This window comes from Planctomycetaceae bacterium, assembly GCA_039680605.1.
Taxonomy (GTDB): domain Bacteria; phylum Planctomycetota; class Phycisphaerae; order SM23-33; family SM23-33; genus JAJFUU01.
This window is the reverse complement of the sequence record JBDKTA010000022.1, coordinates 105,387-132,090: the sequence shown is the minus strand read 5'-3', so window position 1 is coordinate 132,090 and position 26,704 is coordinate 105,387. Positions and strand designations below refer to the sequence as shown.

Genomic DNA, 26,704 nt, shown 5'->3' with positions numbered 1-26,704 from the left:
ACAGATGTTTATGTTGAATCGATCCATCAAGCTGTTCACGATTTTGGGGTTTACCGTCCGGATCGACTTGAGCTGGCTGGTAATCCTGGTTCTGGTGGTCTGGTCGCTTGGGGCGGGCGTTTTTCCGGCCCAGTTTCCGGGCCTGGCGTGGGGGTCTTACCTGGCGATGGCCCTGGCGGCGGCGCTGGGGCTGTTCGCGTCTATCGTAATTCACGAACTGTGCCACTCGCTGGTCGCCCGCGCGTACGGGCTGCCGATGAAGGGCATCACGCTGTTCATGCTCGGCGGGGTGGCTGAGATGTCCGACGAACCGCCGACGCCCAAAGCCGAAGGGCTCATCGCAGCGGCCGGTCCGGCGATCAGCCTGGTGCTGGGGGTTGTGTTTATCGTCGCGGCCATCGGCGCGGCGGCAGTGGGCTGGCCCAATGAGGTCGTCGGCGTGCTGCAGTGGGTGGGGCTGATCAACATCATCCTGCTGGTTTTCAACATGATTCCGGGCTTCCCGCTCGATGGCGGGCGCATCTTGCGCGCGGTGCTGTGGGCGATCAAGAAGGACCTGCGCTGGGCCACGCACGTGGCGTCGCGCGTGGGCATGGGGTTTGGGATCGTGCTGGTGGGGCTGGGGATCCTGGAACTGCTGCTGGGCGGAAACGTCATCGGCGGCGTGTGGTGGATCGTCATCGGCCTGTTCGTGCGGTCGGCCGCCAAGCAGGGCTACCAGCAGATCCTCGTTCGCGAGATGCTTCACGGCGAGCCGCTCAACCGGTTCATGAACACCGAGCCGGTGACGGTTCCGACGTCGCTGAACCTCAAGGACCTCGTCGAGGACAAGGTGTTCCAATACCACTTCAAGATGTTCCCGGTGGTTGAGGACGGGCAGCTTACCGGATGTGTCACCACCCAGAAAGTCCGCGAGGTGCCCCGAGAGCAGTGGCCCATGAAGACCGTCGGCGAGATCATGCAGCCCTGCAGCGACGAGAACAGCATTCCGCCCAACGAAGACGCCATGCACGCCCTGACGCGCATGACGCAGGCTCAGGCCAGCCGCCTGATGGTGGTCGACCACGGCACGCTGGTGGGCATCATTACCCTGCGCGACCTGCTGAAGTTCCTCTCGAGCAAGATGGCGCTGGAAAGCGACGAGGAAATCAGAAAGGTCGAGCCCCCGGAAGAGTGAAAAGAAAATTCGAAATTCGAAACCCGAAATTCGAAACAAAAAGCAAAACGGAAAATCCGAAAATCGAATATCGAAATCCGAAACAAGAAGCAAAAACAAAAGCAGACCAAAAAGAACAACAACAACCGAATAAACTGGACAGGGACTTAGTGGACTGATGCCAAGTCCGCCCGGTTTTTCGGTTCGTTGTTTTCTTTTTGTTGTTTGCTCCTTGTTTCGGATTTCGAATTTCGTTTTTCGGATTTGTTTTCTGGGGATTACTTATGTCCGACTTCACGATAGGCCGCATCGATGACCTGCAGGATGGGCAGATGAAGTCTGTCCAGGCCGGCGAAACGGAACTGCTGCTGGTTCGCATCGCCGGGCAATACTACGCCCTGCAGGCCAAATGCACGCACTACGACGGTCCGCTGGCCAAGGGGCTGCTCAAGGATGGCCGCGTTCGCTGCCCGTGGCACCACGCGCAGTTCGATGCCGCCGGCGGAGATCTGCGCCAGCCGCCGGCGCAGGATTGCCTCTGTCGTTTCGATCTTCGCGTCGAGGGCGAGGCGCTCATCGTCACGCTGCCCGAGAAAATCAAGCGGTCGCGCTTACCCCAACTGACGCCGCCGGACCTCGCCCGCGACGGCCGCGCATTTGTCATCGTCGGCGGCGGGGGCGCGGGGTTTACCGCCGCCCAGACGCTGCGGGCAGAAGGCTTCTGCGGGCGAATCGTCATGATCAGCCGCGACAGCCAGCGCCCCTATGACCGCCCGGACCTGAGCAAGTCGTACATGGCCAAAGGCGAGTTCGAGCCCTATCTGCGCAGCCTTGCGTTTTATGAAAAGCAGGGCATCGAGCTGCAGCTCGACCGCGCCGCGGCAGGTGTCGACGTGTCCGGCCGCCGCGTGATCCTCGACGGCGGCGGCGAGGTGGCGTACGACAAGCTGCTGCTGGCCGCCGGCGCCCTCCCCCGCACGCTCGATGCGCCCGGGGCCACGCTGGCAAACATCTTCACCCTGCGCACATTCGACGATTGCAGAAAGATCGTCGCCGCCGCGACGCAGGAAACCAAAGCCGTCGTCATCGGCGCCAGCTTTATTGCCATGGAAGTCGCCGCCTCGCTACGGGCTCGCGGCCTGTCCGTCACGGTTGTCGCACCCGATTCCGTACCATTCCAACGCACCCTTGGCGACGAGATCGGGCGCGTGTTCCAAGGGCTCCATGAGGAAAACGGCGTGTCGTTCCGCCTCGGTCGCACCGTGGCGAGGTTCGAGGGCCGCGAGAAAGTGGAGGCTGTCGTTCTGGACGACGGGCATCATCTTGCGGCCGGCCTGGTGGTCGTCGGCGTGGGTGTGCGTCCGGCGACGGACTTTCTCAAAGAATCGGGTCTGGCGCTCAACGGCGACGGCAGCTTGACTGTCGACTCGACCATGCATGCCGGCAACGACGTCTACGCCGCCGGGGATATTGCGATGTTCCCCGACTGGCGCAGCGGCGGGCCCATCCGCATCGAGCACTGGCGGCTGGCCGAGCAGCTCGGGCAGATCGCCGCGATGAACATGGCCGGGCGATCGACGCAATACGGCGGGGTCCCGTTCTTCTGGACGACGCAGTTCAAGCTGTCGGTTCGCTACCTGGGCTACGCCCGCCAGTTCGACGAAATCGTCATCGACGGCGACCTGCCGGGGCGGTCATTCATCGCGTACTACCTCAAGTCGGGCAAGGTGGCCGCCGCCGCGTCGTGCAAACGCGACCTGGACCTGCTGCGCCTGGACGACCTGCTCAAGCGACCGGAAATGCCCACGCTGGACGAAGCGCGCCAATGTTAGCGGGGTGCCACGCACAACTCCGTTGTGCGTGTCCCCGAGCGCAGATCGCGAATGGGGAGCCCAAGGATCAGGGCCGTGCCCCTTCCATTGACCAGTCTCTTTGGCACAAGGCACATGGGCACGCACAACGGAGTTGTGCGTGGCACCCGTCGTTGTTCGCAGCCGCACGCACTGGCCCGTCCCAAAAACTACCAAAGCGGCAGCTAAGGCTGCCGCACTCCAAAAGGTCTTGTTTGCCGCTGGGGGTCTATCTACACTCAAGCGCTCAAGCCACTGGCGAAATTATTCCCTCGGTTTGTGATAAATTTGTTTCCGGAGCGTTAACCTCAATGCGGTCACGGCCGCGCACCGATAAGAGACCTGAGATGCCCGAGCAGAAAATCAACATCTTTGCCGCGACGGTCGAGCACTTCCTGGCTCCGATCTCCGGTTTCCTGCACGACGACTCGGTCTCCGAGATCATGATCAACCGCTTCGACGAGGTCTACATCGAGCGCGGCGGCAAGCTCACGCGCACCGACGTGCGGTTCGAGGACGAAGCGGCGCTGCTGGCGGCCGTCAACAACGTGCTGCAGTACACCGGCAAGCGTCTGACGGCCGAGCATCCACTGGTAGACAGCCGCCTGCCCGACGGCAGTCGCGTACACGTGGTTTTGGCCCCGCTGTCGCGGGCGGGAACGTGCATGACGATCCGCAAGTTCTCCAAGGTGGGCTTCAACGCCGGCCACCTGGTCGAACTGAACACCTGGACCCCGCAGGTGCTCGAATATGTCCAGAGCTGCGTGCTGGCCGAGAAGAACATCCTCGTCGCCGGCGGCACCAGCAGCGGCAAGACCTGCCTGCTCAACGTGCTCAGCTCGTTCATCCCGGCGCACCAGCGCATCGTGGTGATCGAAGACTCGGCCGAACTCGACCTGCAGCAGGACCACCTGATCAGCCTGGAAAGCCGCCTTCCCGACCGGTGGGGGCGCGGCGAGGTGAGCATCGCGGACCTGTTCCGCTCGTCGCTGCGTCTGAGGCCCGACCGGATCATCATCGGCGAGGTTCGCGGCGGCGAGGCGCTGGATATGATTCAGGCGATGACCAGCGGACATGGCGGCAGCATGTCGACGCTGCACGCCAACATGCCCATGGACGCGCTCAATCGCCTGGAGACCCTGGCGATGATGAACAAGGTGGAACTGCCGCTGCACGCCCTGCGATCGCAGATCGCCTCGGCCATCGACGTCATCGTGCAGATGACGCGGTTCTCCAGCGGCCATCGCAAGATCACGGCGGTGTCCGAAGTGCTGCCCATAGGCGACGACGGTCGCCATCGCCTGCGCGACATCTTCGCCTTCGGTCGCGACGACCGCGGGCGCCCGACCGAGACGCTGGTCTGGACGGGACAGCGGTCGGCGTTCGCCGACGAACCGAAGGTCCGCACGCTGACGGGGACGTGGCAGTACTGCAGCGAGATTTTCGCGGAGGTTTGAGTGGTGCGCAGGGTGCCATGGCGCGCAGGGCCCAAGGCCCGGAGAGCCACGACCCCCGGACCTTGAATCATTGCAGTCGTGGCTGTCGGGCTAAAGCCCTCCCGCCACGGCACCTGGTAGTGAGATGTCATGATGAACTGCAGCACAATCCGGCGGTTGCACAGCGACCAGCGAGGCCAGACGGCCATCGAGTGGGTGCTGCTGCTGGTGTTTTTCGTGCTTCCGATGATTTACGTGTTTCAGGTTCTGCTGGCCGTCATCGGCGAGCACTACCGCCTGGTGACGTTTATGTCGACATTGCCGCTCCCGTAGTCGGCGCGGGACCCGGTGCATACTTGCCGATCGAATGAGGACGTGACATGAAGACTCTGCTCAAGGCTCTCAAGAAACTGCACAACGACGAAGGCGGCGCGGACATGGTCGAGTACGTGCTGATCTTCGCCGCAGTGGCCCTGCCCCTGTTGGCGGTGATCATCTTCTTCTGGAAGGATATCTCGCGCTGGGCGGGCGAGGCCTGGCAGGCCATCAAGGGCGGCAGCGGCGGCACCGATCCCTCGACGCTGTAACGGCCGCGACGGCCACAGCCGCAAGGGGCACTCATGGTGCATGCGAGCGTGCTGTGGGCGTCGGGCATGCTGGCCGGCGTTGGCCCGTGGGATCGGCTCTGGGATTCCCGGACTGTCCTGTGGGCTTACGCCGTGCTGGCGGTGGTGCTGATCATCGCCTCGGTGACCGACGTCCGCAGCGGAAAAATCTATAATTGGTTGACGTACCCGGCGATCGCCATTGGTCTCATCGGCCACACGCTGGTGGGAGGCTTCACGGGCACACCGGCCCGCGGCGACGACCCGGCCACCATCGGCCTGCTCGGGGCGGTGCTGGGTCTGCTCTTGGCCGGCGGCCCGCTGCTGCTGGCGGCGATGGCCGGGGGCATCCACGGCGGCGACGCGAAGCTGATGGCCGCCGTGGGAGCCTTGACGGGCATGCGGTTCGCCCTGGCGGCGCTGTTTTACGGGCTGATCGTGGCGGCCTTCATGGCCTTGGCGCTGATGGTGGTGCGAGGCGTGACGGGCGCGACGCTCAAGCGAATCGGCCAGTTTCTGTGGGTGTCGCTGGCCAGTCGCACCAAAGGGCCCGACCCGGCCCGGGCTGACAGTCCCAAGGTGCCCCTGGGCCTGGCGATGTGCATCGGCTCGGCCGCGGCGCTGGTGGAGATCTTCGTGCGGCAGGGCAAGTTGTCTTTGGATTTCATCGGAGCGTTTTGACGATGGCGCAGGCGAGGAACAGGTGGCACAGCCTTTCCAGGCTGTGGCAGGCAACACAGGCTGGAAAGCCTGTGCCACCTTTGCCACAGGCTGGAAAGCCTTTGCCACAGATCCTGCTGGGGCTGGCCGTGGTGCTCTGGCCGCTGGCGGGGGTAGCCGTGGCCGGATGGCTGCTGTCGGGTCTGGCGCTGGCGGTGGCGGTGGGGGCCGTTTCCGCGTTGGGATTGGCGGGCATCGTCGTGGTGCTGCGGGCTCTGGGGCGCGGCGCGCGAGTGGCCGGCGTTTCGATCGCTGCCGACGAGGGCGGCGGGGCCATGCTCGAGTTCGTCATGGTGCTGCCCATCGCCCTGATGCTGGTGCTGCTGATGATCCAGTCGTCGCTGCTGATGGTGGGCAACGTCTGCGTACACTATGCGGCGTACTGCGCCGCGCGGACGGCCGTAGTCACCGTGCCCCTCTACGCCGGCGCCGACGAACCGCACAACTTTGTTGGGTTATCGCCCTCGGCCAAGACCGAACGCATTCGCCGCGCGGCGGTGTGGGCGGTGACGCCGGTTTCGTGTTCGAGCCCGGACCTTCCCCCGCGCGACGCCGAGCTCAACGCGCCGCTGGCGAATCTGTTTGACGAATATGGCGCCGCGGCGCCGACGTGGATCGGCGAGATCATCTCGCGCAAGCGCCAGTACGCCGACCGCTATACCTCGATCCAATTGGACGACCCCGCCGCCGGGCGGCAGACCCTCTACGCCGACAACGAAAATATCGCCGTGACGGTCCAGCACACGTTCTACCTCTCCGTGCCGTACGCGGGGTGGTTGTTCGCCAAGATGGACTCGGACAATCGCCAGAACCTCGATTTCGGCGCCGGCGAACTGGGCCTGGTGATCCGCGCCAGACAGGTGCTCACCAACGAAGGGGTGGCCGATTTCGTCACGCCGGATACGTTTGAGTAACGCTTGCCTGAAGAGGCAGGTTTGAAGTTTCGATTGAAGCAGCAGAAGAAACCGAGGACGACGACGAGGACGAGGACGACGACGAGAAAACAAGAAACGCTCCATCACGTTCCCTCGTCCTCGTCGTCGTCCTCGTCCTCGTCGTCGGTTGTTGATTCTTCAGTCAGACGGAGGGATGAAAACGTATCGTGCGATGAATCGTTCTCCGATGTAAACTAAGAGGGAATTGACCGGCGCCGGATGCGCCGGGGCTTTTTTGCCGTTAGCAGGGAATCGCGATCATGGTTCAGGAAAACAAAGAGGGCGTCGGCCTGCCCGCCGGAACGCAGATCGGCAAGTACACCATCGTCAGCCGCATCCGCATCGGCGGCCAGGCCATCCTCTATAAAGCCCACGAACCGCTGCTGGACCGCGACGTGGCGATCAAGCAGATCTCCTCCCACCTGGCGGAAGACCCCGCCTTCCTCGAGCGGTTCCGCAACGAGGCGCGAACCCTCGCCCGCCTGGGCGCCGAACAACCGGCTATCGTCACCATTCACGAACTCATCGAGGACCCGCGCGGGCTGTTCATCGTCATGGAGTACGTCTCGGGGCGCACGCTCGAGGAAGTGCTCGCCGAGCAGGGCGAAGGCCTGCCCGTCAAGGCGGCGCTGCAGATCATCTGGCGGCTGGCCGCGGCGCTGCACACGGTCCATGCTGCGGGCATCATCCACCGCGACATCAAGCCGGCCAACATCTTCATCGGCGAGGGGCTGCGGGTGAAGCTGGCCGATTTCGGCGTCGCCGCCCGCAAGAGCGGCAACACCTCGATGCTGCTGGGCACGACGAAATACATGGCCCCGGAGCTGCTGGGCGGAGGCATCAACGACGAGCGCGTCGACATGTATTCGCTGGGCTTCGTGGCGTACGAGATGCTGGCCGGGCGGCGGCGGTTCGACGAGGTCTTCGCCGACGTTGTCCGCGACAAACACGCCGAGAGCCTGCGATGGATGAAGTGGCACGGCAGCGCGGGCGTCTCGGCCCCGCCGCTCAACGAGGTCAACCCCGCCGTGCCCCCGGTGCTGGCGCAGATCGTCGCGGGCATGATGGCCAAAGACCCCGCCGGGCGGTATGAGTCGATGGAAGTTCTCGGCCGCGCCATCAAGAGCAAGTTCTCCACCCGCGGGCGCGTCGAGCCGGTCGGCTCGGTGGCCTCGGACATGCATGAAGACGAAGAGCCCGAATCGCCCGAGCCGGTCGAGGTTGCGCTCCCGTCGGCGGCGGAACCGTCCGCCGGTCCGGCGACGGCGACCCTGCCGCGCCAGCCCCTTCCGCTCAAGACCAAGCTGATGGTCGGCGGGGCGATATTCGGGATGGTTGTCATCGGGGCGATCATGACGGCGATCGTCACCATGAACAAAGACTCCGATCGCGGGCAAAAGGCCAAAGCCGCGTACAAGGTGGCGGCGGACTTCTATGGCGACCGCAAGTACGCCGAGGCGCTTCCGGCGTTCCAGAAAGTCCAGCGCGACTTCGGCGAGCGCTCCGAGGCGGCCAAATCCGGCTACTACGTCCACATGTGCAGCGGCTACCTGGCGATCGAGAAGCTGGATTTTGACGCCGCCGCCGCCTCGCAGAACGCGGCCAAGAAGCTCCTGGAAACGATCCAGGCCGGACCGGGCAAAGAGGACGACGCCCTGCTGGCCTGGACGCGCGGGCGCACGGAGACAACCGACCTGGACAACCTGCGACTGGCGGCCAAGAGCTTTCACCAGCAACTGGCCAAATCCAAGGCCCTGCTGGACGAAGGCAAGTTCGTCGAGGCCCGCCAGCAGATGGACGCCCTGGGCGAGCAGGATCGGCGGGTGATCGCCGAGAACGCGCGCCTGCAGGACGAGTTCAGCCGGCACTATGCGGCCATCGCCGTGGGCAAGTTCCGCCAGGAATATCAGGAGGCCATCGCCAAGGGCAAGGAGATCGCCTCGCGGGCGACGGACAAGGATGGGTGGGACAAGGCCAAGGACGCCTATCAGCAGGCCCTGGCCATGCTCGAAGGCAAAACCGCCCAGGACGTCCTGCCGGCGGCGGAGCGTGAGGAGGCCGCCAACAGCCTGCGAAAAAAGATCGCCGACCTGTCCAGCACGCTCAACATCGCTCAACTGCGCGACAAGATCGACCAGGCCAGAAAAGAGAACGACCCCGTCGGCGAGATCCAGTTCCTTCGCCAGGCGGTGGCCCTGACCAACGACGCCGCCGACGTCCAGCGTATTCGCGTGCTGGAGGCCTCGTTCGATTACGAACGAGCCAAGAAGAGCGACGCCGACGGCAAACACGATCAGGCCATCAAGCAACTGCAGGACCTGGTGGCCAAGTACCCCGAGCACCCCGACGCGGCGGCCCTGCTGAAACTCTGGGTCAAGAACCGCCAGTTCAAGACCGCCCGCCGCGAGGCCGACGTGCTGTTCGACAAGCGCGACTGGTCCGCAGCCATGGACAAGTACAAGGAAGCCCTCACCCTCCAGCGCGATCCGTACCTGACCTCGCGCATCACCGATTGCCGATTCAACATCCAGTACGCCCAGGCCGAGGCGATGGAAAAGGCCGACCAGCTCGAGCAGGCCATCGAGGCCTACAACAAGGCCAAGACCATCAAGTCCGACCGCGACACGATCATCGAGACGCGACAGAAGGCCATGCGCCGCGAACTGGACTACCGCGCCGCCATGCGCGAGGGTGAGGTGGCGCTGGCGGCCCAGGACTGGAACCGGGCGCTGGAGGCCTACGACCGTGCCAAGCGTCTCAAGAACAGCGCCGAGGTCAACAAGCAGATCCTCAAGACCAAGTACGACCGTTTCATGGCCATGGGCGAAGAGGCGATGAACAAGCGAGACTTCAAAGCCGCCCTGGCCAACTACAAGCTGGCCAGGAACGTGATGGACACGCCCGACGTGAAGGAAAAAATCGCCCACGCCCAGGCGATGGTGGAAGCGTCGGAACCACAGCCGGCGCCTTGATCACAAGCACTAAACAGAAGGAATACCACAGAGGCACAGAGGCCACTGAGGCTAAAACAAACTGTTCCCGGCTTTGTTCGCTCCTCAGAGCCCTCTGCGTCTCCGTGGTAGGTTTTTGGCGAGGGGTGGCATGGCGACACACGGTTCTGTTTGTTGTGGGTCGCCATGATGCTCAGCGCACCGCAATGGCGACCCGCTGAACAACGCGTGTCGCCATGCCACCCGGCCAATTTGATCTTTTAAGCGTGTTTTGGAATTTCCGCCTTCCGGCGGCGTTAGACTTTGTAGGTGAGAATCCGCTTTGAAACCACGCCCTAAACAAGGTGGTCAGATCCTCGTCGCGACGCTGGTGGCGATGACGCTGCTGGCGGCGCTGGTGTTTTATGTCTTCAACGTCGCCGACCAGGTCAACCGGCGGCTGGCGCTTCAGAACACTGCCGACGCCGTGGCCGTCAGCGGGGCGGGGTGGATGGCGCGGAGCATGAACTGCGTGGCGATGAACAACTGCGAGCAGACGCGGGTCATCGCCATGGTTCCGGTGATGGACGCCCTGCCGCTGGCGGCGAAGATGTCGGCCGACGAGATCGACATGTGGGAGCAGTCCCTGGCGGGGCAACTGGCGCGGGGCATCAACGAGCCCCAGGGTGGACAGTATCTCACGCAGGGGCTCCAGTCGCTCGACAACCGGATGATCCGCCAGCGGGACATTCTGCGCGCCGCCGACGTCGCGCTGAACAACAGCGGATTCGACATGGCCACGGCGACCACCTGGTCGATCCGCGGAACGCCCGGCGCGTTGCCTCACGGGGGGTTCTGGCGTTCGAGCGTCGTGCTGGACGAGATGTCGCAGGCGACCGTCGCCTCGGCCGGGGCGCTGGCGCAGGCCAACGCGGTCGAGTACGGCAAGGCTAACAAGGCCGACGTTTCCACCCTGGTGCCCGTGGCGCCGCGCCTTCCGGCGGTGCGGGGCACGTTGGCATCGTTCCGCCCGGTGATGGAAGGGCGAACCGGCGTGGTGAATCAGAGCGTGGTGTACTCGCCCACCGGGGGCAACGGCGGGGCGATCCCGGACTGCTCGACCGACGCCAGCCAGTACCGCATGGGTCCGTGGGCGCGGCTTTACAAATGGCGCGACCCGCAGTACCGCCACGAGGGGGGCACGTTTGTGCCCGGTACGCCGGGGCCCTCGGTTCGCTCGGGCAGCGGGAGCATCAATCCCGGCGGGCGCTCGGTCGGCTCGTCGGTCATTCAGCGCAGCGGCGGCAGCGGCGGGCACACGGTGGGCGGCAGGAGCATCCTGATCGGGTACATGGCGTATGGCCCGTACAACTGGGCGATGCGTCACGTGGGCAACTGGGCCAACGACAGCTATTCCTACGACGAGGGCGGGCATCAGCAGTTGCACGCCGGGCAGGTGCCCGACAGCTATTTTTCCGCCTATCACAGCACGATCGCCCGTCAGAAGCTCACGTACATGTTCAGCGACCCGGCGACCAAGCAGCTTCGCACGATCCACTATCCCCAGTGGATCGTCGACTACGCGCAGTGCCGCGCGCTAGCCGCCCGCCAGGACGTTCGCATCAGCCAGACGTTGTTCTATAAGGTCGAGGTCGTCAGCTCCAAAGCGCCCAACGACCCGGCCTGGATGACGCCGGGCACCTTCCGCACCAACGGCGAGTACCCCATCTCGATCCGCTCGGGCGGTTGGGTAGACCCCGAGCAGTGGACGGCCCCGAAGATCTGCGACCACATCTGGAAAGACACCTGGACCTACCAGACGACCTACGACACCGGGATCGGGATTCGTCCGGTGCGCGAAAACCCGGCGGACCCCAACAGCCCGTTGACGTACCAGGACGTGTACGTGGTGCAGTGGTACATCTTCGGCGGCATTGACGTCGGCGGCGACATCGAGATCTCCGACCCGTGCAACTGGGACGCCTTCGATTCCCTGCCGGCCCCGATGCTGCTGGACCGCTCCGACGGCGACTACGTGCCCGCCGACCCGCCCGAGGCCTCCGACAGCGAAGGCGCGTACCGCCGGCGATACTTCCAGTTTCTGGGCGTGGCGCAGTGGGGCAACGACACGCGCATCTGGAGCGGGCAGTTCCAGAACCCCAACCCCCTGGGCGGCACGCTGACGGCCGCGCAGGCGAAGGTTTTCAACAACAGCAGCTTCGATTTGTGGACGCAGGACTGGCGGGTGCGCCTGGCGGCGCTGTCGGGCTGGTCGCAGCGCAGCGACGACTTGGACTGGCTCAGCCGCCTCGACGAAGCCTCGCTGAATGGCGACCCGCAGAACCTGGTCACCCCCGAGCAGTTGGGCAGCATGGTAAAATACTTCCGGGCCCTGGGCAGCGCGCCCGATACGTACGGAAGCCATTAGAAACGATTGCGGATTTGGGATTGCGGATTGCGGATTAATTGCCCCGGCGCGACGCCGAAATTGCTTCAGCGAGAACGGTGCATTATGAGCAGCAGAGCCTGGACAACCAAGTGTGAGCGCCGGCGGCGATCGGGCCAGGCGATGCTCGAGTTTGTTTTGGTCGTGCCGCTGCTGGCGACGGTGCTGGTGCTGACGTTCTTCTTCGGTTGGGCGATGAAGAACCAGCAGCAGACGATCGTGGCGGACCGGTTTGCGGCCTGGCACGGCGTGCTGGCCAACGACTGGCCTACGGGCGGGCAGATCAACACGGTCTCGCTGAGCGGCCAGGCCTCGACGGTCACGGTGGAGTATCCCGCCGGGACGGGCGACGTGGTGAACCGTCTGGCGACCGAGATCACCGCGGTGGGCCCCGAGGCCGCCGTGCTCGCGCGCGACGTCTACGTGCTGCAGTGCCCGCAGAGCCACTATGCCAATGTCTCGACGGTGTTCCCCACCAGCGTGGGGCTCTGGGCGAGCATGAACGGCGACATCTCGTGGTCGCACATTCGAGAGGGGCTCGAGTGGCGGCGCGGGCAGATGTACTTCGAGGAAGGCTCCAGCAGTTTTGTCAGCAACACGTTTTACCCGTCTTTGGACCAGGCCCTCAGCAGCATCCCCGCTCCCGGCGACACGGTCGGAACGGCCTTTCGCCGACTCTATTTGATGCGATGGTGAGGCGCCCATGAGCGACTCGCCGCCCCCCAAATCCGCCCACGCCCCGGCCGCCGGCAAGAGCCCCCGCCTGCGCGCCACCTTGTACGTGCTGCTGCTGGTGGCTGGCATTTTGCTGGCCTGGCAGATGCACCGATTCTTCTTTCAGCGTCCCGAGGGGCCGGCGGCAGACAAACTCGCACGGTGGATGAACGCCCAGATGCCTTCTACCGCTCCGGCCGACGGCGCGGGCGACCCGGTCGAACTGGCGCGCCGCCCGGAGTCGGCGGCCGGTCTGGTCCCGCTGACCGGTCCGCCGGCAGGCCTGGCGCCCATGGCCGGCGCGACCCTCGGCGGCGCCTGGCAGCGGCGCGTCGGGGCGTACGTCGAGGAGTTCGCCCGCTATCGCGTTGCGTCAGCCGACGCCGCGGCCGTGGCGGAGCACTACAAAACCGTCGGCGCCAAGGCCGGGTTCAGCGTGGCGGGCGATCGCGATGGGCCTTCGCAGCGCACGCTGTCGCTGACGCGCAGCGGGTGGCGGGTGGTGGTGCTGATCGCGCCGGCCCCCTCGCGCGGGGTCAGCGTAACGGTGGCGGCGACACAACTGCCGCCCCCGCCCTCGCGGCCTTGATGCTTGCCGTGTGGCATGGGCGTCTCGCCCATGCTCTTGCTGTGTGGCATGGGCGTCTCGCCCATGCTTCCGGTAGGCTGCGGTCAGGGACACGCACAACGGAGTTGTGCGTGGCACCCTCGTGGTGTGGCATGGGCGTGGCATCCTGAGCCTGCCGAAGGATCGCCCATGCTGCTGAGACTCTCCTTGCCAAACGTGCTGCGGAACACGAGAATAGACGCCGACAGGGCTGGTTTCGCCGGCCCAACCCATTGAGGTAGCGAGCCCATGGTCAATGAACGCACGACGACGGCGAAGGCCGATGCGCCTTCGGGGATCCGAAACACGCGGCTGTTGCTGGTAGCCGGCGGGCTGGGCGTGGCGGTGGTGATCCTGTACCTGGCGCAGATCTCCCACATTCGCGAGGAAAACCAGCAGGGCAAAGTCGAGCTGCTGGTGTTCACGCACGACATCAAGGCCGGCGCCACCATCAGCGAAAGCGACGTCGAGCGCGTGCAGGTGGAGCGCTCGCAGATTGGGCGCATGGGCGATCTGGTGTTGGCCAGAGACTTCCCCCAGTTCTCCGGGCAACCCGCCGCCGAAGAGATCAAGCAGAAGCAGTACGTGCAGTATCGCCACTTCAACGCCTCGGCGAAGGACCGCCCCGCCACGAAGCTTTCCGAGGGCATGGTGGCGTTTCCGCTGGAGGTGGACCCGCGATTCGTTCCCGGCGACGTGCTGCGGGTGTATGACCGGGTGCTGGTGATGGCCGTGATCATGGGCGAGGACCGGCGCGCCCGGACGTACCAGGTGTTCAAAGGCGGCGTGCGGGTCATCGCCGTCGGCGGCAAGGGCGAGCAGGTGCGCGAGCTGCGCAGCGGCACCGAGCGCGTCGGACAGGTCGCCTCGAGCTACCGCACTATCACCATCGAGGTGCCCGCCAAGGAACTGCCCGAACTGGTCAACCTGATGACGCACATTATCGGCAGCGTCCGCCTGGCCATGCCCTACGCCGACGCCCCCAAGGCGCAGGACGACGCTTCGATCAACCCCCAACTGATGAAACTGGCCGGCAACGCCGAGTATCGGTCGATAGGGGGCTAACCCGGATATTTCACCGCGGGGATCGCAGAGACCGCAGAGGTATTTTTGAATGAAGAGACTTACAGAGAATTACGGAAGTGGAACGCCTGGAAAGCCTGTTTTTCGGATTAACGTCGACCGCGGCGTTAGATGGTCTTGTTTTGAGCTACTTGCTTCTCTGCGTACTCTGCGGTCTCTGCGGTTCATGAAGTTTTTGGGCTAAAAACTATGGAAGTCTGGGTCGCCAACCAGTTCACCGACCAGCGGGAGGTCGTCAAGGTCGACGGCGCCTCGATCTCGATCGGGCGCGACGCGGCCAACGACGTCACCCTGCACAGCCAGTTCGTCTCGCGACGCCACTGCCGCATCGTCTTCGAGAACGGCAGCTACTTCATCGAGTCGCTGGGGCTCAACGAGACGGTGGTGGCCAACAAGTCCATCGAGCGCGGGCAGAAACGCCGCATCGACTATGGCGACGAAATCCGCATCGGCGAGTTCAGCCTGTACATGATGGAGCCCTCCATCAAGCGCATCAAGGCCGGACAGCGCGTCGTCACGCCCCGCCGCCGCGTCGTCGAGCTCGAACAGAAAATGCACGCCGAACTGCTCGACCGCCTGAACCTGCGCGTCACGGGCGTGGCCGTCTCGGCCGACCAGCAGCACGTGGCCCTGATCAAGCGCCACCTGGCGGACATCATCGTGGCGTATCGCCCGCAGCTCGACGAGGAGATGGTCTCGCACCTGGTGCAGGAGTATCTGTGGCGGTCGGCGGTGACGGAACTGGCCCGCCGCGCCACGGGCAAGCTGCTCTACAGCTACGGGTTTGAAGACTCCGACGTGCTGCAGACCTCTCATGAAGAGGCGATGAACCGGATGATCGGCGACGTGCTCAGCGCGTTTCCGCTGCGCCTGCGCCCCACGACGATCAAGGAAGACGTCGCCCTGGTCGAGGCGGGGTGGAAGGAGCAGGTCTCGCGCCTGGGCAAGCGCGTCACCCCGGAGCTGCGCGACTACCTCGTGCAGCGGATGATCTCCAAGGACATCGAGGACGTCGTGCTGGGCTACGGCCCGCTGCAGGACCTGCTCGAGATGCCCAACGTCAACGAAATCATGGTGGTGGGGCGCGACAAGATTTACATCGAGAAGGACGGCTCGCTCCAGAACACCGGGCGCAGCTTCTTTTCCGACGAGATCGTCCAGAGCATCATCGAGCGCATCATCACGCCCATCGGTCGGCGCATCGACCGCTCGACGCCGCTGGTCGACGCCCGCCTGCCCGACGGCTCGCGCGTCAATGCCATTATCAACCCGCTGAGCCTGTCCGGTCCGGTGCTGACGATCCGCAAGTTCGCCCGCATCCCCTTCACCGTCGACGACCTCATCGAGCGCGGAACGGTGACCGAACCGGTGGCCGCCTTCCTGCGGGCCTGCGTGCAGGGGCGCAAGAACCTGATCATCGCCGGCGGAACCGGCAGCGGCAAAACCACCACGCTCAACGTGCTGGGGCATTTCATCCCGACCGAGGAGCGCATCGTCACTATCGAAGACTCCGCCGAGCTGCAACTGCCCCAGGACCACCTGGTCAGCCTGGAGACGCGTCCGGCCAACATCGAGGGCAAGGGCGCCTACCTGATCCGCGACCTGGTGAAGAACGCGCTGCGCATGCGGCCGGATCGCCTGATCGTCGGCGAATGCCGCGGGCCCGAGGCGCTGGACATGCTCCAGGCGATGAACACCGGCCACGACGGTTCGCTGACGACCGTGCATGCCAACAGCCCCGTCGACACGATGATGCGCGTCGAGACGATGGTGCTGATGGCCGTCGAGATGCCCATCCGGGCGATCCGCGAGCAGATCGCCGCGGCGCTGGACATCGTGGTGCAGATCCAGCGTCTGCAGGACGGGCGGCGCTGCATCACGCACGTCAGCGAGATCACGGGCATCGACCCCGACAGCGGGCAGATCATCGTCGAGGACATTTTCGTGATGCGCGACGGACTTGCCGGCGAACCCTCGCGCCTGCGGCATACCGGGTATATTCCAGCCTTTGCCGAAGAATTGCTCGCCAAGGGCATTCTCGGCATCGAGGTATTCACGTGATGGACGTCCTGGCGCAGGCAGACATCAACTGGGTCTGGGTGACCGCCACGGGCTTGCTGATCCTGGTGGGCACCGGCGCAGCCGTCTGGTACGGCTGGGCGCCGCTGCGGACCATGGCGATGCGCCGGGAAGATCAGTATGACCGGGTGCTGCGGGGGCGGTTGATGATCGACGTCGAGCCGCGAACGGCCACTTGGATGTCCGTGGGGGCGGTGCTGCTGCTGGCGCTGCTGGGCCTGGTGATCACCGAGAGTATTCTCGGGGCGATTGTGCTGGGGGCCGTGGGGCTGCTGGGTCCGTGGGCGATGATCAAGATCCTCGCCCGTCGGCGCCTGGACAAGCTCGAGCTGCAGTTGGTCGGCGGTATCCAGTCGATCACGTCAGGCGTTCGTGCGGGGCTGAACCTGGTGCAGTCGATGGAGCTGGTTGCCCGCGAAGGTCCCGTTCCGCTGCGGCAGGAGTTTGCCCACCTGCTGCGCGAGTATGAGTTCGGCGTTCCGCTGGAGGAGGCGATGGAGAACGCCGCCGAGCGGATCGGCTCGGGCGACTTCCGCCTGCTGTTTTCGGCCTTGCAGACGCACCGCCAGCGGGGCGGCGACCTGGGTGAAACGCTCGACCGCATCGCTGAGAGCATCCGCGAGATTCAGCGCCTGGAGAACCGCGTCAAGACGCTGACCGCCCAAGGCCGCGCCACCGCCCGGGCCATGGGCGCCATGCCGATGGTGGTGCTGGCGATCATCTACTTCCTGCGGATCAGCCCGGAGTACGTGATGCAGCTTTTCACGACGCCGCTGGGCAACCTGCTGCTGCTGATCATGATCGTGCTCAACGTCGCGGGTTTCCTGCTGATCCGCAAGATCATGGACATCGACATTTGAGAAGAAAATTCGAAAACAACAAGAAAACAAATAGGAAGAAGCGAGAAATCGATGACTGCTGGCGCAAAGAAGTCCAAACCGTATGATCTTGAAGAAAGAACGTTTGAATTTGCGAGAGACGTTCGACTCTTGGTGAAGCGAATAACTTTGACCATTGCCAATATCGAAGACTGCAAGCAGTTGATCCGCTCTTCTGGATCGGTGGGAGCCAATTACATTGAGGCCAATGAGTCTCTTGGCAAGAAGGACTTTCAAATGCACGTGAAGATCAGCCGCAAAGAAGCCAAGGAGTCACGGTATTGGCTGCGGGCTTTTGGATATTGAACCGGCTGCCGCCCTGGAGACGCAGCGGCGAGCTCTGGTCGGGGAAGCGACGGAACTGATGAATATCTTTGGAGCAATCCTTCAAAAGACCGCTGGCAGGAGCCCGGTACCGGCTTTGTGACGGTTTAGTGTCGCTGTGTTGTTTTGTTGTTTGTGTTTTCGTTTCGAGATTCGTATTTCGGATTTGTTTCTATGAATGAAAGTACGTTGCAACTGATCTGGACCGCGGGCCTGGGGCTGGGCTTTCTGGTCTCGGCGGCGATGTTGATCGTGGCGATTTTCAGCCAGAGCGGTCGCATCGAGATATCGCCCCAGCGTCAGGCAGCGCTGGCGACGGGGCATACCGACCGGCGCACGGTGTTTGAAAACGCGGCGCTGAGCCCGATCATGTGGCTGCTGCTGGTGATCGCCCATCGCCTGGCGATGCCCCGCGCGAAGGAATGGCTGCGGGCCAAGCTTGTCGCCAGCGGAAATCCCGAGCTTTACACCCCCGAGGAATACCTGGCGTACTCGATGCTGGTCGGACTGGTGCTGGCGACGGCCTCGGGGCTGCTGTTCCTGGTCGCCCAGGGCGGGGTCAGCCTGACGCTGCCGCTGATGGCCGGCGTGGTGGGCTTCGGCGCGTCGATCATCGCCCTGGCCAACCGCGCCAGCAAGCGAATCCGGTTGATCGCCAAGCGCGTGCCGTACTCGCTGGACCTGATCGCCCTGGCGATGGGCGCCGGGGCGACCTTCACCGAGGCGGTCTCCACCGTCGTCCGCCGCGGCGGCGCCGACGAGGAAGAGCCCTTTAACGTCGAGCTGCGGGCAATGCTGGCCGAGATCGAACTGGGCACCACGCGCCGCGTGGCGCTGAAGAACCTCTCCGACCGCGTTCCGCTGGAAATGCTCCAGACCATCGTCGCCAGCGTCATCCAGGCCGAAGACCTCGGCACGCCGCTGTCGACCGTGCTGCACTCGCAGGCGACGCTGCTGCGCATGCAGCGGTCGGTCCGGGCGGAAAACGCCGCCGCCGTCGCCTCGGTGCGAATCCTGCTGCCCAGCCTCTTGATCCTCATCAGCGTGGTGCTGGCCATCTTCGCCCCGGCGATCATCCGCATCGTCAGGAACGGATTCATGTAATGAGCGAAAAGTACGCCGAAATCGTATACGTGGCCGGACCGCAAAGCGGGCGACGCCTGCTGCTGCGCCACAGCGTCATGCCCGCCGGCCGCGCGCCCGACTGCGCCATCCGCGTCGACGAGCAGTACGCCTCGCGGCAGCACGCCCAGTTCGTCTTCACCACCGAGGGCTGGGTCGTCGAGGGCACGTCCGATCAGCCGACGTTCGTCAACGACAAGCGGTACAAGAAGGGCCTGCGCGTCATCCTTGACACCGGCGACGCCATCGGGCTCGGCGCCGAAACGCGCCTGCTGTTCGTCCAGAAGGGCGACGACGTCATCGCCGCGGTGCGCGCCTGGCAGGCGGCGCATCCCGCCCCGGCGGCCGCCGAACCGCCCCCGCCCCCGGCGCCGGTGGCGGAAGAGGAGGCCGACGTCACCGACGACCTGGAGCCACAGGGCGCCGCGGCGGTACACGACGCCGTCGAGGCCAAGAGCACCAGCAAGATCCGCAAGTACGCCATCTTCATGGGCATCAGCCTGGGGCTGTTTCTGCTGATCATGATCGCCGGGTTGCTGAAGAAGAATTCGGACGGCCCGGGCGACACCAATGCCGACGGGCCGCCGCGGCCCATGACCGACGAGCAGATCCGCGTGGCCCTCGATCGCAAGCTGCCCCGCAGCAGCGCCAGCGCCGTGACCATCAGCGGGTATCTGGACAAGGCGCGCAGCGCCTGGTACGATCGCACCAGCCGTGACGGCGAACTCTATGCCTGCGTGACAAGCTTCCAGATGTATCTGGCGTGCAGGCCCACGGGCACGTTCGAGACGGTCGAAGACGAGCGGCTTTACCGCGAGGCCCTGAACGAACTGACCGCCACGGTCAGAAAGAAGTACAGCGACGCTTGCCTGATGGCCCGCCAGAGGCAGTGGCGCGAGTCGCAGAGCGGGTTCGAGCAGCTCTGGCGGATCGTGCCCGATCGCCAAAGCCCCATCTGGGACAGCGTGGCCCAGCAGTTGAAGTATGTTCGCGAACAGGCCCGCAAAAAGAATCCATAGCGCCTGCAGAAAGATCCTCATGCCCGCCAGCGATGCCAGTCTCAACCCCTCCCGCCCCGCCCGAACCGGGCTCGACGCCGCCATCATCGCGGCGCTGGCGCTGGTGGTGATACTCAACAGCGCCGCCGCGCCCAGCAATTTCTACCGCTATGCCCAGCTCTGGCAGGCCGGCGCGGCGATGGGCATGATCGAGTCCGGCGACGTGCTCATGCCCCGCACCCATGCCGGCGGGCTCATGCGCAAGGGGCAGGTGTTCAACATCCTCGCTGCCGCGGCGGTGCTGGCCACCGGTCAGCACGACGATTGGGTGTTCTGCCTGCCGACCGGTCTGGCCACGATTGTGACCGCTCTGCTGGTGTATGTTCTGGGGCGCCGCTGGTTCAACCGCCGCGTGGGACTGCTGGCGGCGTGCCTGTGGCTGACCACCCTGCACGCGCGCAAGCTTGCCTTTGTGGCCACGACCGACATGATGCTGACGCTGTGGATCACGCTGGCGGTGCTGTGCCTGGACCGCCTGCTGTTTCACCCGTCGCCGCGCCCGCGGGCGCTGGCCTGGGCGGCAGGGCTGTGGACGGCGATGATCCTGGCGGCGCTGACCAAGGGATGGGGCATCGTCAACGTGCCGCTGGTTGCCGGCGTGGCGGCCTTGGGCGCGGCGCTGGGTCCGGGTTTCGGCGACGTCGGGCATGGCGTGGGGCTCAAACAATCATTCGCCGTCGTCTGTCGCCTGGTGGGGCAGCGGTGGTGGCAGGCGGCCAAGACCCTGCGCCTGTGGTGGGGCTTGCCACTGCTGGCAGCCGCAGTGTATGCCGTTCTGTATGCGATGGGCGCCCGCGCGGGCGACGAGTTCAAGGGCGTGCTGGATTTTGAGATTATCCAGCGCATCACCGGGCAGGGGGAGCACGCCCCGGCGGCGGCGTCCTTGCCGGTGGTCTTGAGCCTGATCTATTACGCCCTGCCGGCGTCGGTCTTCGCGCTGGGCGCTCTGGCGATGGTGCCGGCGCGGCAGTGGCTGACGCGCGAGGGCGGCATTTACGTGCCGCTGATCTGGGTCATCGTGACGGTGGTGCTGTTCACGCTGCCCCATGGCTTCCGACCGGACTACCTGCTGCCCTGCTACGGCGGGCTGGCGATCATGGGCGCCTGGTCGATCGACGAGTTGGCGCGATTGGCCGGCCGGTGCGGTCGCACGCCGCGATTCCTGCGACACGTCTATGCCTTTGCGGCAGTGCTCATCGGCGCGACGGGTCTGGTGCTGGGATTGCTGCTGGGCCTGCACGGTCACCTGGGCAGCCGACTGGCGACGCTGCTTCCATGGCCGGCCGTCGTGCCGCCGGCAGCCCATGTGCTGCTGTGGGTGGCGGCAGCGATTGGCCTGGCGGCGGCGGCATGGGCGATCGCCGCCAGCCTGCGGTGGCGCGTGAGGCAGGTGGCTGCGGCTGCGTGCGTGGGCATGCTTGGCGTCATGTTCCTGTACCAGCATTTTCTCAGCGAGGCGGCGCGCTACGGCGACGGCGAGGCGATGCGTCAGTTCAGCCGCCGCTCGTCGGCGATCATCGGCGGCGACCGGGTGATGACTTCCTGCGCCGAGAAAGCGGGCTTTGCCCTCTACCACGGGCGGTTCTGCCCGATCCTGTCGCTGTCGGACCCGCCGGCCAAAGAAGCCGTCCTGGGGATGAGCTGGAACCAGATGCAGAAGGAAGGCATTCGCTGGCTGGTGACGTGCGATCGCGGACTGGTCGAGATGGGCCAATATGAACCCGTCGGCCCCGACGCCAACCCGGACACCGGGAAGCGATACTACCGCTACAAGACCGACGCGGGCAAGTATGCCGCCACAGTCCTTCCGGACCTGCTGGCCGAGCAGATCGTGTTGGAGTCCAGGCCCGTGCATGCCGACGGGTTCGGACGGTTCTACCTCATCCGACTCAAAGACGGCGCGCAGATCCACGCCAAGCCCTTCAACAGCGGACAGGTCCGGAAAGCCGACCTGGAAGCGGTAGAGGATGACTAGCCGGATAAGTCGCACGAGTTTTACCAAGTTCTCCGCAACCCCTCAAAACCACACCCAAAAAGCACCTCTAAAGCACCCAAACTTGGTTTATTCCGATTTAGGCCGTAAACTACATGAACCGCAGAGATCGCAAAGCACGCAGAGAAGCAGATGGCTTAAAACAAGAACATTCAATGTTGCTGCTTCACTTTTGGCCGTCGAGCACGATCTTGTTGAAGTCGCTCTGGCCGATCCTGCCCTCGCCGCGGCGGATCTCGATCCCATTGGGGCTCAGCAGCAGCGATGTGGGCAGTTGCGTGATCCTGAACTCTTTGGCCACGGGCGAGTCCTGGAGATTCCCGACAGGCACGTACACGCAGATCACATTGGCTTTCGCGATGTTCTGGCGGTTCTTGGTCAGCGTGACGTTGATCATGAACTCTTCGTTGCTGCCCTGGAGCCATGGCTTGGAGGCGAAGAACATCAGCACCTTGCGGTTCTGCTCTTTCGCCTTGGGAAGGACGGCCGCGGGGTTCGTCTCGACGATCCAGTCGCCCGGGGGCATGGGCGGGCTGCGACGCTGGTGCAGGACAATGAAAACAGCAATGGCTATCGCCGCCAGGGCGAAGATCCACTTGCCGCGTTTGGAGGGGCCGCTGTGTTTCTTGTGTTCGGTCATGATCGGGCCTTTGGGGCTATACACGCTATCGGTCCGGCGGTGCGGGGGCCTTAGCACTTTGTGCAATAGGCGATTGAGCGGCCAGGGAAAAGTCGCGGCGGAGGCACCAAGTATTCATCAATGCCGTTTTGCCGGCGTTGATGAATACTTGGCGCGGGCCTCGCTGATCGTCTGAAATGAAAAAGTAATTCAATGAAACGAATTACTTTTTCATTTAGTGCCTCCGCCGCGACTTTTCCCTGCAACTGAGGCGTTACATCTTTCCTGCCGCTCTTGCATCGCGGGGTCTCCGGACCGATTATAATGCTTACCTCATGCATTCGCCGCGTCAATTGAAGCGCGCCATCGTCAACGCCGACGACTTTGGTTTTTCGCCGGGCATTTCGGCGGGCATCATTCGCGCGCACGTGGACGGCATTGTCACCAGCACCACGCTGATGACTAACATGCCCGCCGCCGAAGGAGCGGTGGCGCTGCTGGCCTCGGCGCCGGGGCTGGGCGTGGGCGTGCATCTGAATTCCTGCCAGGGCCCGCCGCTGAGCGAACCGGGGCGGCGCCTGGCCAACGGCGACGGGCAGATGGCCTGGTCCGCCGCCGCGATGCTGCGGCGGTTGATCATTCAGCCGCGCCTCGTCGAAGCGGTGGCCGCCGAGTATGAGGCCCAGATCCGCTGGGCGATCGACCGCGGCGTGCAACCGACGCACCTGGACAGCCATCGGCATATCCATGCCTTTCCGGCGGTTTTCAGGCGTGTGGTCGAGTTGGCGCGGCGGTATAATGTGCGGTTTATACGCGCGGTGGACGAACAGCCCGCCGGGGGATGGGCATCGTGGCCGACGCCGCCGCTCAAGCAGCGACTGGTCGGCCGGCTGTTGGCACACTGGCAGAAGCGATCCTGGCGCGGGCATGAAGACCTGCGGGCGACTACCGCCATGCTGGGTATCGCCCATACCGGGTTTATCCAGGCCGACTGGCTGGTCCGGGCGGCCGCCGAAGTCCGCCCCGGTGCCGTCGAGATCATGGTGCATCCCGGACTGATCGACGAGGCGGATCTGGGACAGACCCGCCTGCGGTCCTGCCGCGAGGCGGAACTGGCCGCCCTGTGCGATCCGCGCGTGCGGGAAGCCTTCGAGCACCACCAGGTGGAATTGACGCACTATGGATGTCTATAGTCAGGACAGCGTTGACATGGAAGCCTCATCGGCCGGCGAGGGCGAGTTCTTGCCGCGACCGGCGTACAGCGTCGTCGTGCCGTTCTACAACGAAGCCGACATCGCAGACAAGCTCGTGAACCGAATCACCCGCGTCATGCGCCACCTGAAGAAGAGCTACGAGATCATTCTCGTCAATGACGGCAGCCGCGACGCCACCGGAGCGGCGCTGCAAAGCCTTGCGCAGGCGGACGGGCACATCACCGCCATCGAGCTGCGGCGCAATTTCGGCCAGGCCACTGCCCTGCAGGCGGGGTTCGACCACGCCCGCGGCGAGGTGATCATCGCGATGGACGGGGACCTGCAGCACGACCCGTACGAGATTCCGCTGTTCATCCGCAAGATCGACGAGGGCTACGACATCGCCAGCGGTTGGCGCGTCCGCCGCGGCGACAACCTGTTGATGCGGCGCATTCCCTCGCGGGCGGCCAACTGGCTGCTGGCGAAGGTCTCGGGGGTCTCGCTGCACGACTTCGGCACGACGTTCAAGGCGTACCGTCGCGAGGTGCTCGAGGACGTGCGCCTCTACGGCGACATGCACCGCTTCGTGCCGGCGATCTGCGCCCGCCTGGGCGCCAAGATCGTCGAGGTGCCCATCAAGAACGTCCGCCGCAAAAGCGGCAAGAGCAACTACGGCATCGGGCGCACGTTCCGCGTCGCGATGGACATCATCACCGTGCGGTTCATCACCACCTACCTTACCCGACCGCTGCATTTCTTCGGCAAGTGGGGGCTCACGCTGGGCGGCCTGGGGTCGCTGATCCTGCTGGCGGGCTTTGTCGTCAAGGTCCTCAGCGGCTGGCAGAAGTTCCACCTCTTCCAGAACCACGGGCCGCTGATGGCCCTGGGGTTCATGCTGCTGGCGATGGGCATGATGATGCTGGCTGTCGGCGTCATCGGCGAGCTGCTGATGAGAATCTACTTCGAAGCCACCGGCGCCAATACCTACGCGGTGCGGCGGATCGTCCGGCGCGCCCCGCAGCCGCCGGCGGGACAGGCCTGATCGGGATTTGTGTCGCGGACATCTTGTCCGCGAGTGCCGCGGGCGTCTCGCCCGCGGAAGGGAGACGGTCGTTGTACGAGGGCAAGATGCCCTCGCCACGCGCGGGCGAGACGCCCGCGACACGCTGAAACTGCCATGAACGAGAACGCACTCAAAGAACTGCTCCAGGCTGTCCAGTCCGGCCAGACGAATATCGAGCAGGCCATCGAGGCGCTGCGCCACCTGCCCTTCGAGGCCGGCGGCGAGCACACCATCGACCACCACCGCGCGATCCGCTGCGGATTTCCCGAGGTGATCTTCTGCCCGGGCAAGACCGTCGATCACGTGCAGACGATTTTTGCCAGGCTTGCGGCCATGGGCACCAACGTGCTGGCCACGCGCGCCACGCCGGAGCAGTACGCCGCCGTGGCGGCCAATCACCCCGCCGCTCAGTTCCACCAGGCGGCGCGGGCGATCACGCTGCGCCAGGAAGAAACGCCTCCAGCCGGCGGTCGCGTGGCGGTCGTGTCGGCGGGCACGGGCGATATCCCGGTGGCCGAGGAAGCGCGCGTGACGGCAGAGATCATGAACCAGTCCGTCAGCACGCACTATGATGTCGGCGTGGCGGGGCTGCACCGCCTGCTGGCGCATCGGCGGAGCCTGGCCGAGGCCGACGCCATCGTGGTGGTGGCAGGCATGGAAGGCGCTTTGCCCAGTGTGGTGGGGGGGCTGGTGTCGGCGCCGGTGATCGGCGTTCCGACGTCGATCGGCTACGGGGCGAGCTTTGGCGGACTGACGGCGTTGCTGAGCATGCTGACGAGCTGCGCCTCGGGCGTCAGCACGGTGAACATCGACAACGGCTTCGGCGGCGGGTACATTGCCGCCACCATCGCCCGCAACGTGGCCGCGGCGCGGGGGCACAACCATGAGCGAAATCGAGCGGATCAATGACGTGCCGATGATTCCGGCGCGGCGCCCCGACGGGCACAAGGGCACGTTCGGGCACGTGCTGATCGTCGGCGGAAGCCAGGGCATGATCGGGGCGGTAGCCCTGGCGACGCGGGCGGCCCTGCGCGGCGGGGCGGGGCTGGTGACCTTTGCCGCCCCGCGCACCATCCAGCAGACCGTCGCCGCGCTGGTGCCCTGCGCCACCTCCGTGCCGCTGAGCTGCGACGAGAGCGGGCGAATTGACGCCCGGGCCGTTCGCGAGGCCCTCAACGCCGCCGCGGTCTGCGACGTGCTGGCCGTCGGGCCCGGAATGGGGCAGGGCCTCCACCAGCAGAACCTCGTGCGGGCGATCCTCGAGCAGGACAAGCCCGTCGTCCTCGACGCCGACGGACTCAACAACCTCGACAAGATCGACGACTGGGCCGCTGCCCGCCGCTGCCCGCTCGTCCTGACGCCCCACCCCGGCGAGTTCGCCCGCCTGACCGACAAGAGCGTGGCCAAAGTGCAGGCCGACCGCATGGCCAGCGCCATCGACGCGGCGCGGTTCTGGATGGACGTGCGAGCCCTGCAGGCCCCGCCGCTGGCGCTGGTGCTCAAGGGCGCCGGCACGGTCGTCACCGATGGGCGACGGGTGTACGTCAACCCCAGCGGCAATCCGGGCATGGCCACCGGAGGCACCGGCGACGTGCTGACCGGACTGATCGCGGCGCTGATCGGCCAGGGCGTGCCGCTCTTTGACGCCGCCTGCCTGGGCGCCAACGTCCACGGCGTCGCCGGCGACCTAGCGGCCAACCAGCTCGGACAGGTCTCGCTGATCGCCAGCGACCTGCTGGACTACCTGCCCAACGCCCTGAAGCAGGTGTCGTAGCCATGCATCGCGGCGGCGCCAAAGCCCTTATGGAGTGCGGCAGCCTTAGCTGCCGCTTTGGATGTTTTTCAATCGCCACAGCGCCAGGGAAAAGCGGCAGCTGCTGCTGCCGCACTCCA

The 26,704-nt window shown here is 65.0% G+C and carries 23 protein-coding genes; 22 read left to right on the top strand and 1 reads right to left on the bottom strand.

All coding sequences use genetic code 11. From position 1 onward, the window contains the following. Positions 1–4 precede the first annotated feature (4 nt). The 18 genes from ABFD92_06685 (at position 5) to ABFD92_06600 (ending at position 21,918) form a co-directional block, all read left to right on the top strand. Positions 5–1,177 carry a site-2 protease family protein gene (locus ABFD92_06685; GenBank protein MEN6504206.1) on the top strand — a complete coding sequence of 391 codons (1,173 nt, stop codon included), beginning with the start codon at positions 5–7 and terminating at the stop codon, positions 1,175–1,177. Positions 1,178–1,440: 263 nt separating this feature from the next. Then, positions 1,441–2,988: an FAD-dependent oxidoreductase gene (locus ABFD92_06680; GenBank protein MEN6504205.1), complete on the top strand. Its 1,548-nt coding sequence runs from the start codon at positions 1,441–1,443 to the stop codon at positions 2,986–2,988. A 365-nt stretch (positions 2,989–3,353) separates the two neighbouring features. Beyond that, on the top strand, positions 3,354–4,463 hold the full coding sequence (locus ABFD92_06675; GenBank protein ID MEN6504204.1) for a CpaF family protein: 1,110 nt from the start codon (positions 3,354–3,356) through the stop codon (positions 4,461–4,463). Between the two features lie 132 nt (positions 4,464–4,595). Next, positions 4,596–4,775: a hypothetical protein gene (locus ABFD92_06670; GenBank protein MEN6504203.1), complete on the top strand. Its 180-nt coding sequence runs from the start codon at positions 4,596–4,598 to the stop codon at positions 4,773–4,775. Between the two features lie 47 nt (positions 4,776–4,822). Continuing rightward, the gene (locus tag ABFD92_06665; protein ID MEN6504202.1) at positions 4,823–5,029 is read left to right on the top strand and encodes a hypothetical protein; all 207 of its coding nucleotides are present in this window, start codon (positions 4,823–4,825) and stop codon (positions 5,027–5,029) included. A gap of 33 nt (positions 5,030–5,062) precedes the next feature. After that, positions 5,063–5,728 (top strand): A24 family peptidase, encoded by a 666-nt coding sequence (locus tag ABFD92_06660; GenBank protein MEN6504201.1) that lies wholly within the window; start codon positions 5,063–5,065, stop codon positions 5,726–5,728. Positions 5,729–5,829: 101 nt separating this feature from the next. Further along, a complete protein-coding gene (locus tag ABFD92_06655) occupies positions 5,830–6,681 on the top strand; it encodes a TadE family protein (GenBank protein MEN6504200.1) in 852 nt (283 codons plus the stop codon). Positions 6,682–6,962: 281 nt separating this feature from the next. Further along, complete coding sequence (locus ABFD92_06650) at positions 6,963–9,674, top strand: protein kinase (GenBank protein ID MEN6504199.1); 2,712 nt, start codon at positions 6,963–6,965, stop codon at positions 9,672–9,674. A 301-nt stretch (positions 9,675–9,975) separates the two neighbouring features. Next, complete coding sequence (locus tag ABFD92_06645; protein MEN6504198.1) at positions 9,976–12,060, top strand: Tad domain-containing protein; 2,085 nt, start codon at positions 9,976–9,978, stop codon at positions 12,058–12,060. Positions 12,061–12,144: 84 nt separating this feature from the next. Next, positions 12,145–12,774: a TadE/TadG family type IV pilus assembly protein gene (locus ABFD92_06640; protein MEN6504197.1), complete on the top strand. Its 630-nt coding sequence runs from the start codon at positions 12,145–12,147 to the stop codon at positions 12,772–12,774. A 7-nt stretch (positions 12,775–12,781) separates the two neighbouring features. Then, a complete protein-coding gene (locus tag ABFD92_06635; GenBank protein ID MEN6504196.1) occupies positions 12,782–13,381 on the top strand; it encodes a hypothetical protein in 600 nt (199 codons plus the stop codon). Positions 13,382–13,648: 267 nt separating this feature from the next. After that, on the top strand, positions 13,649–14,464 hold the full coding sequence (locus ABFD92_06630; GenBank protein MEN6504195.1) for an RcpC/CpaB family pilus assembly protein: 816 nt from the start codon (positions 13,649–13,651) through the stop codon (positions 14,462–14,464). A 207-nt stretch (positions 14,465–14,671) separates the two neighbouring features. Next, positions 14,672–16,543: an ATPase, T2SS/T4P/T4SS family gene (locus ABFD92_06625; protein MEN6504194.1), complete on the top strand. Its 1,872-nt coding sequence runs from the start codon at positions 14,672–14,674 to the stop codon at positions 16,541–16,543. Next, positions 16,543–17,421, top strand: a complete 879-nt coding sequence (locus ABFD92_06620; GenBank protein ID MEN6504193.1) for a type II secretion system F family protein — start codon at positions 16,543–16,545, stop codon at positions 17,419–17,421. The genes ABFD92_06625 and ABFD92_06620 overlap by 1 nt, the downstream gene beginning before the upstream one ends. 51 nt (positions 17,422–17,472) lie before the next feature. Next, a complete protein-coding gene (locus ABFD92_06615; protein MEN6504192.1) occupies positions 17,473–17,745 on the top strand; it encodes a four helix bundle protein in 273 nt (90 codons plus the stop codon). 192 nt (positions 17,746–17,937) lie between these two features. Continuing rightward, the gene (locus ABFD92_06610; protein ID MEN6504191.1) at positions 17,938–18,867 is read left to right on the top strand and encodes a type II secretion system F family protein; all 930 of its coding nucleotides are present in this window, start codon (positions 17,938–17,940) and stop codon (positions 18,865–18,867) included. Next, the gene (locus ABFD92_06605; GenBank protein ID MEN6504190.1) at positions 18,867–19,904 is read left to right on the top strand and encodes an FHA domain-containing protein; all 1,038 of its coding nucleotides are present in this window, start codon (positions 18,867–18,869) and stop codon (positions 19,902–19,904) included. The genes ABFD92_06610 and ABFD92_06605 overlap by 1 nt, the downstream gene beginning before the upstream one ends. A 19-nt stretch (positions 19,905–19,923) precedes the next feature. Beyond that, on the top strand, positions 19,924–21,918 hold the full coding sequence (locus tag ABFD92_06600; GenBank protein ID MEN6504189.1) for a glycosyltransferase family 39 protein: 1,995 nt from the start codon (positions 19,924–19,926) through the stop codon (positions 21,916–21,918). 184 nt (positions 21,919–22,102) lie between these two features. Here the strand turns inward: ABFD92_06600 and ABFD92_06595 are convergent, their stop codons facing one another. Then, positions 22,103–22,576 (bottom strand): hypothetical protein, encoded by a 474-nt coding sequence (locus tag ABFD92_06595; GenBank protein ID MEN6504188.1) that lies wholly within the window; start codon positions 22,574–22,576, stop codon positions 22,103–22,105. 314 nt (positions 22,577–22,890) lie between these two features. Between ABFD92_06595 and ABFD92_06590 the strand changes: the two genes are divergently transcribed. From ABFD92_06590 to ABFD92_06575, 4 genes are all read left to right on the top strand, one after another. Continuing rightward, on the top strand, positions 22,891–23,748 hold the full coding sequence (locus ABFD92_06590; GenBank protein MEN6504187.1) for a ChbG/HpnK family deacetylase: 858 nt from the start codon (positions 22,891–22,893) through the stop codon (positions 23,746–23,748). A 16-nt stretch (positions 23,749–23,764) separates the two neighbouring features. Then, positions 23,765–24,790 (top strand): glycosyltransferase family 2 protein, encoded by a 1,026-nt coding sequence (locus tag ABFD92_06585; GenBank protein ID MEN6504186.1) that lies wholly within the window; start codon positions 23,765–23,767, stop codon positions 24,788–24,790. 135 nt (positions 24,791–24,925) lie between these two features. Next, positions 24,926–25,720, top strand: a complete 795-nt coding sequence (larB, locus tag ABFD92_06580) for a nickel pincer cofactor biosynthesis protein LarB (protein MEN6504185.1) — start codon at positions 24,926–24,928, stop codon at positions 25,718–25,720. After that, positions 25,695–26,585 carry an NAD(P)H-hydrate dehydratase gene (locus tag ABFD92_06575; protein ID MEN6504184.1) on the top strand — a complete coding sequence of 297 codons (891 nt, stop codon included), beginning with the start codon at positions 25,695–25,697 and terminating at the stop codon, positions 26,583–26,585. Before larB ends, ABFD92_06575 begins: the two co-directional genes overlap by 26 nt. Positions 26,586–26,704: the final 119 nt, after the last annotated feature.

Coding starts and splice junctions, on each gene's coding strand:
- ABFD92_06685 (MEN6504206.1), top strand. CDS start 5: ATGTTTATGTTGAATCGATCCATCAAGCTGTTCACGATTTTGGGGTTT.
- ABFD92_06680 (MEN6504205.1), top strand. CDS start 1,441: ATGTCCGACTTCACGATAGGCCGCATCGATGACCTGCAGGATGGGCAG.
- ABFD92_06675 (MEN6504204.1), top strand. CDS start 3,354: ATGCCCGAGCAGAAAATCAACATCTTTGCCGCGACGGTCGAGCACTTC.
- ABFD92_06670 (MEN6504203.1), top strand. CDS start 4,596: ATGAACTGCAGCACAATCCGGCGGTTGCACAGCGACCAGCGAGGCCAG.
- ABFD92_06665 (MEN6504202.1), top strand. CDS start 4,823: ATGAAGACTCTGCTCAAGGCTCTCAAGAAACTGCACAACGACGAAGGC.
- ABFD92_06660 (MEN6504201.1), top strand. CDS start 5,063: ATGGTGCATGCGAGCGTGCTGTGGGCGTCGGGCATGCTGGCCGGCGTT.
- ABFD92_06650 (MEN6504199.1), top strand. CDS start 6,963: ATGGTTCAGGAAAACAAAGAGGGCGTCGGCCTGCCCGCCGGAACGCAG.
- ABFD92_06640 (MEN6504197.1), top strand. CDS start 12,145: ATGAGCAGCAGAGCCTGGACAACCAAGTGTGAGCGCCGGCGGCGATCG.
- ABFD92_06635 (MEN6504196.1), top strand. CDS start 12,782: ATGAGCGACTCGCCGCCCCCCAAATCCGCCCACGCCCCGGCCGCCGGC.
- ABFD92_06630 (MEN6504195.1), top strand. CDS start 13,649: ATGGTCAATGAACGCACGACGACGGCGAAGGCCGATGCGCCTTCGGGG.
- ABFD92_06625 (MEN6504194.1), top strand. CDS start 14,672: ATGGAAGTCTGGGTCGCCAACCAGTTCACCGACCAGCGGGAGGTCGTC.
- ABFD92_06620 (MEN6504193.1), top strand. CDS start 16,543: ATGGACGTCCTGGCGCAGGCAGACATCAACTGGGTCTGGGTGACCGCC.
- ABFD92_06615 (MEN6504192.1), top strand. CDS start 17,473: ATGACTGCTGGCGCAAAGAAGTCCAAACCGTATGATCTTGAAGAAAGA.
- ABFD92_06610 (MEN6504191.1), top strand. CDS start 17,938: ATGAATGAAAGTACGTTGCAACTGATCTGGACCGCGGGCCTGGGGCTG.
- ABFD92_06605 (MEN6504190.1), top strand. CDS start 18,867: ATGAGCGAAAAGTACGCCGAAATCGTATACGTGGCCGGACCGCAAAGC.
- ABFD92_06600 (MEN6504189.1), top strand. CDS start 19,924: ATGCCCGCCAGCGATGCCAGTCTCAACCCCTCCCGCCCCGCCCGAACC.
- ABFD92_06595 (MEN6504188.1), bottom strand. CDS start 22,576: ATGACCGAACACAAGAAACACAGCGGCCCCTCCAAACGCGGCAAGTGG.
- ABFD92_06590 (MEN6504187.1), top strand. CDS start 22,891: ATGCATTCGCCGCGTCAATTGAAGCGCGCCATCGTCAACGCCGACGAC.
- ABFD92_06585 (MEN6504186.1), top strand. CDS start 23,765: ATGGAAGCCTCATCGGCCGGCGAGGGCGAGTTCTTGCCGCGACCGGCG.
- larB (MEN6504185.1), top strand. CDS start 24,926: ATGAACGAGAACGCACTCAAAGAACTGCTCCAGGCTGTCCAGTCCGGC.
- ABFD92_06575 (MEN6504184.1), top strand. CDS start 25,695: ATGAGCGAAATCGAGCGGATCAATGACGTGCCGATGATTCCGGCGCGG.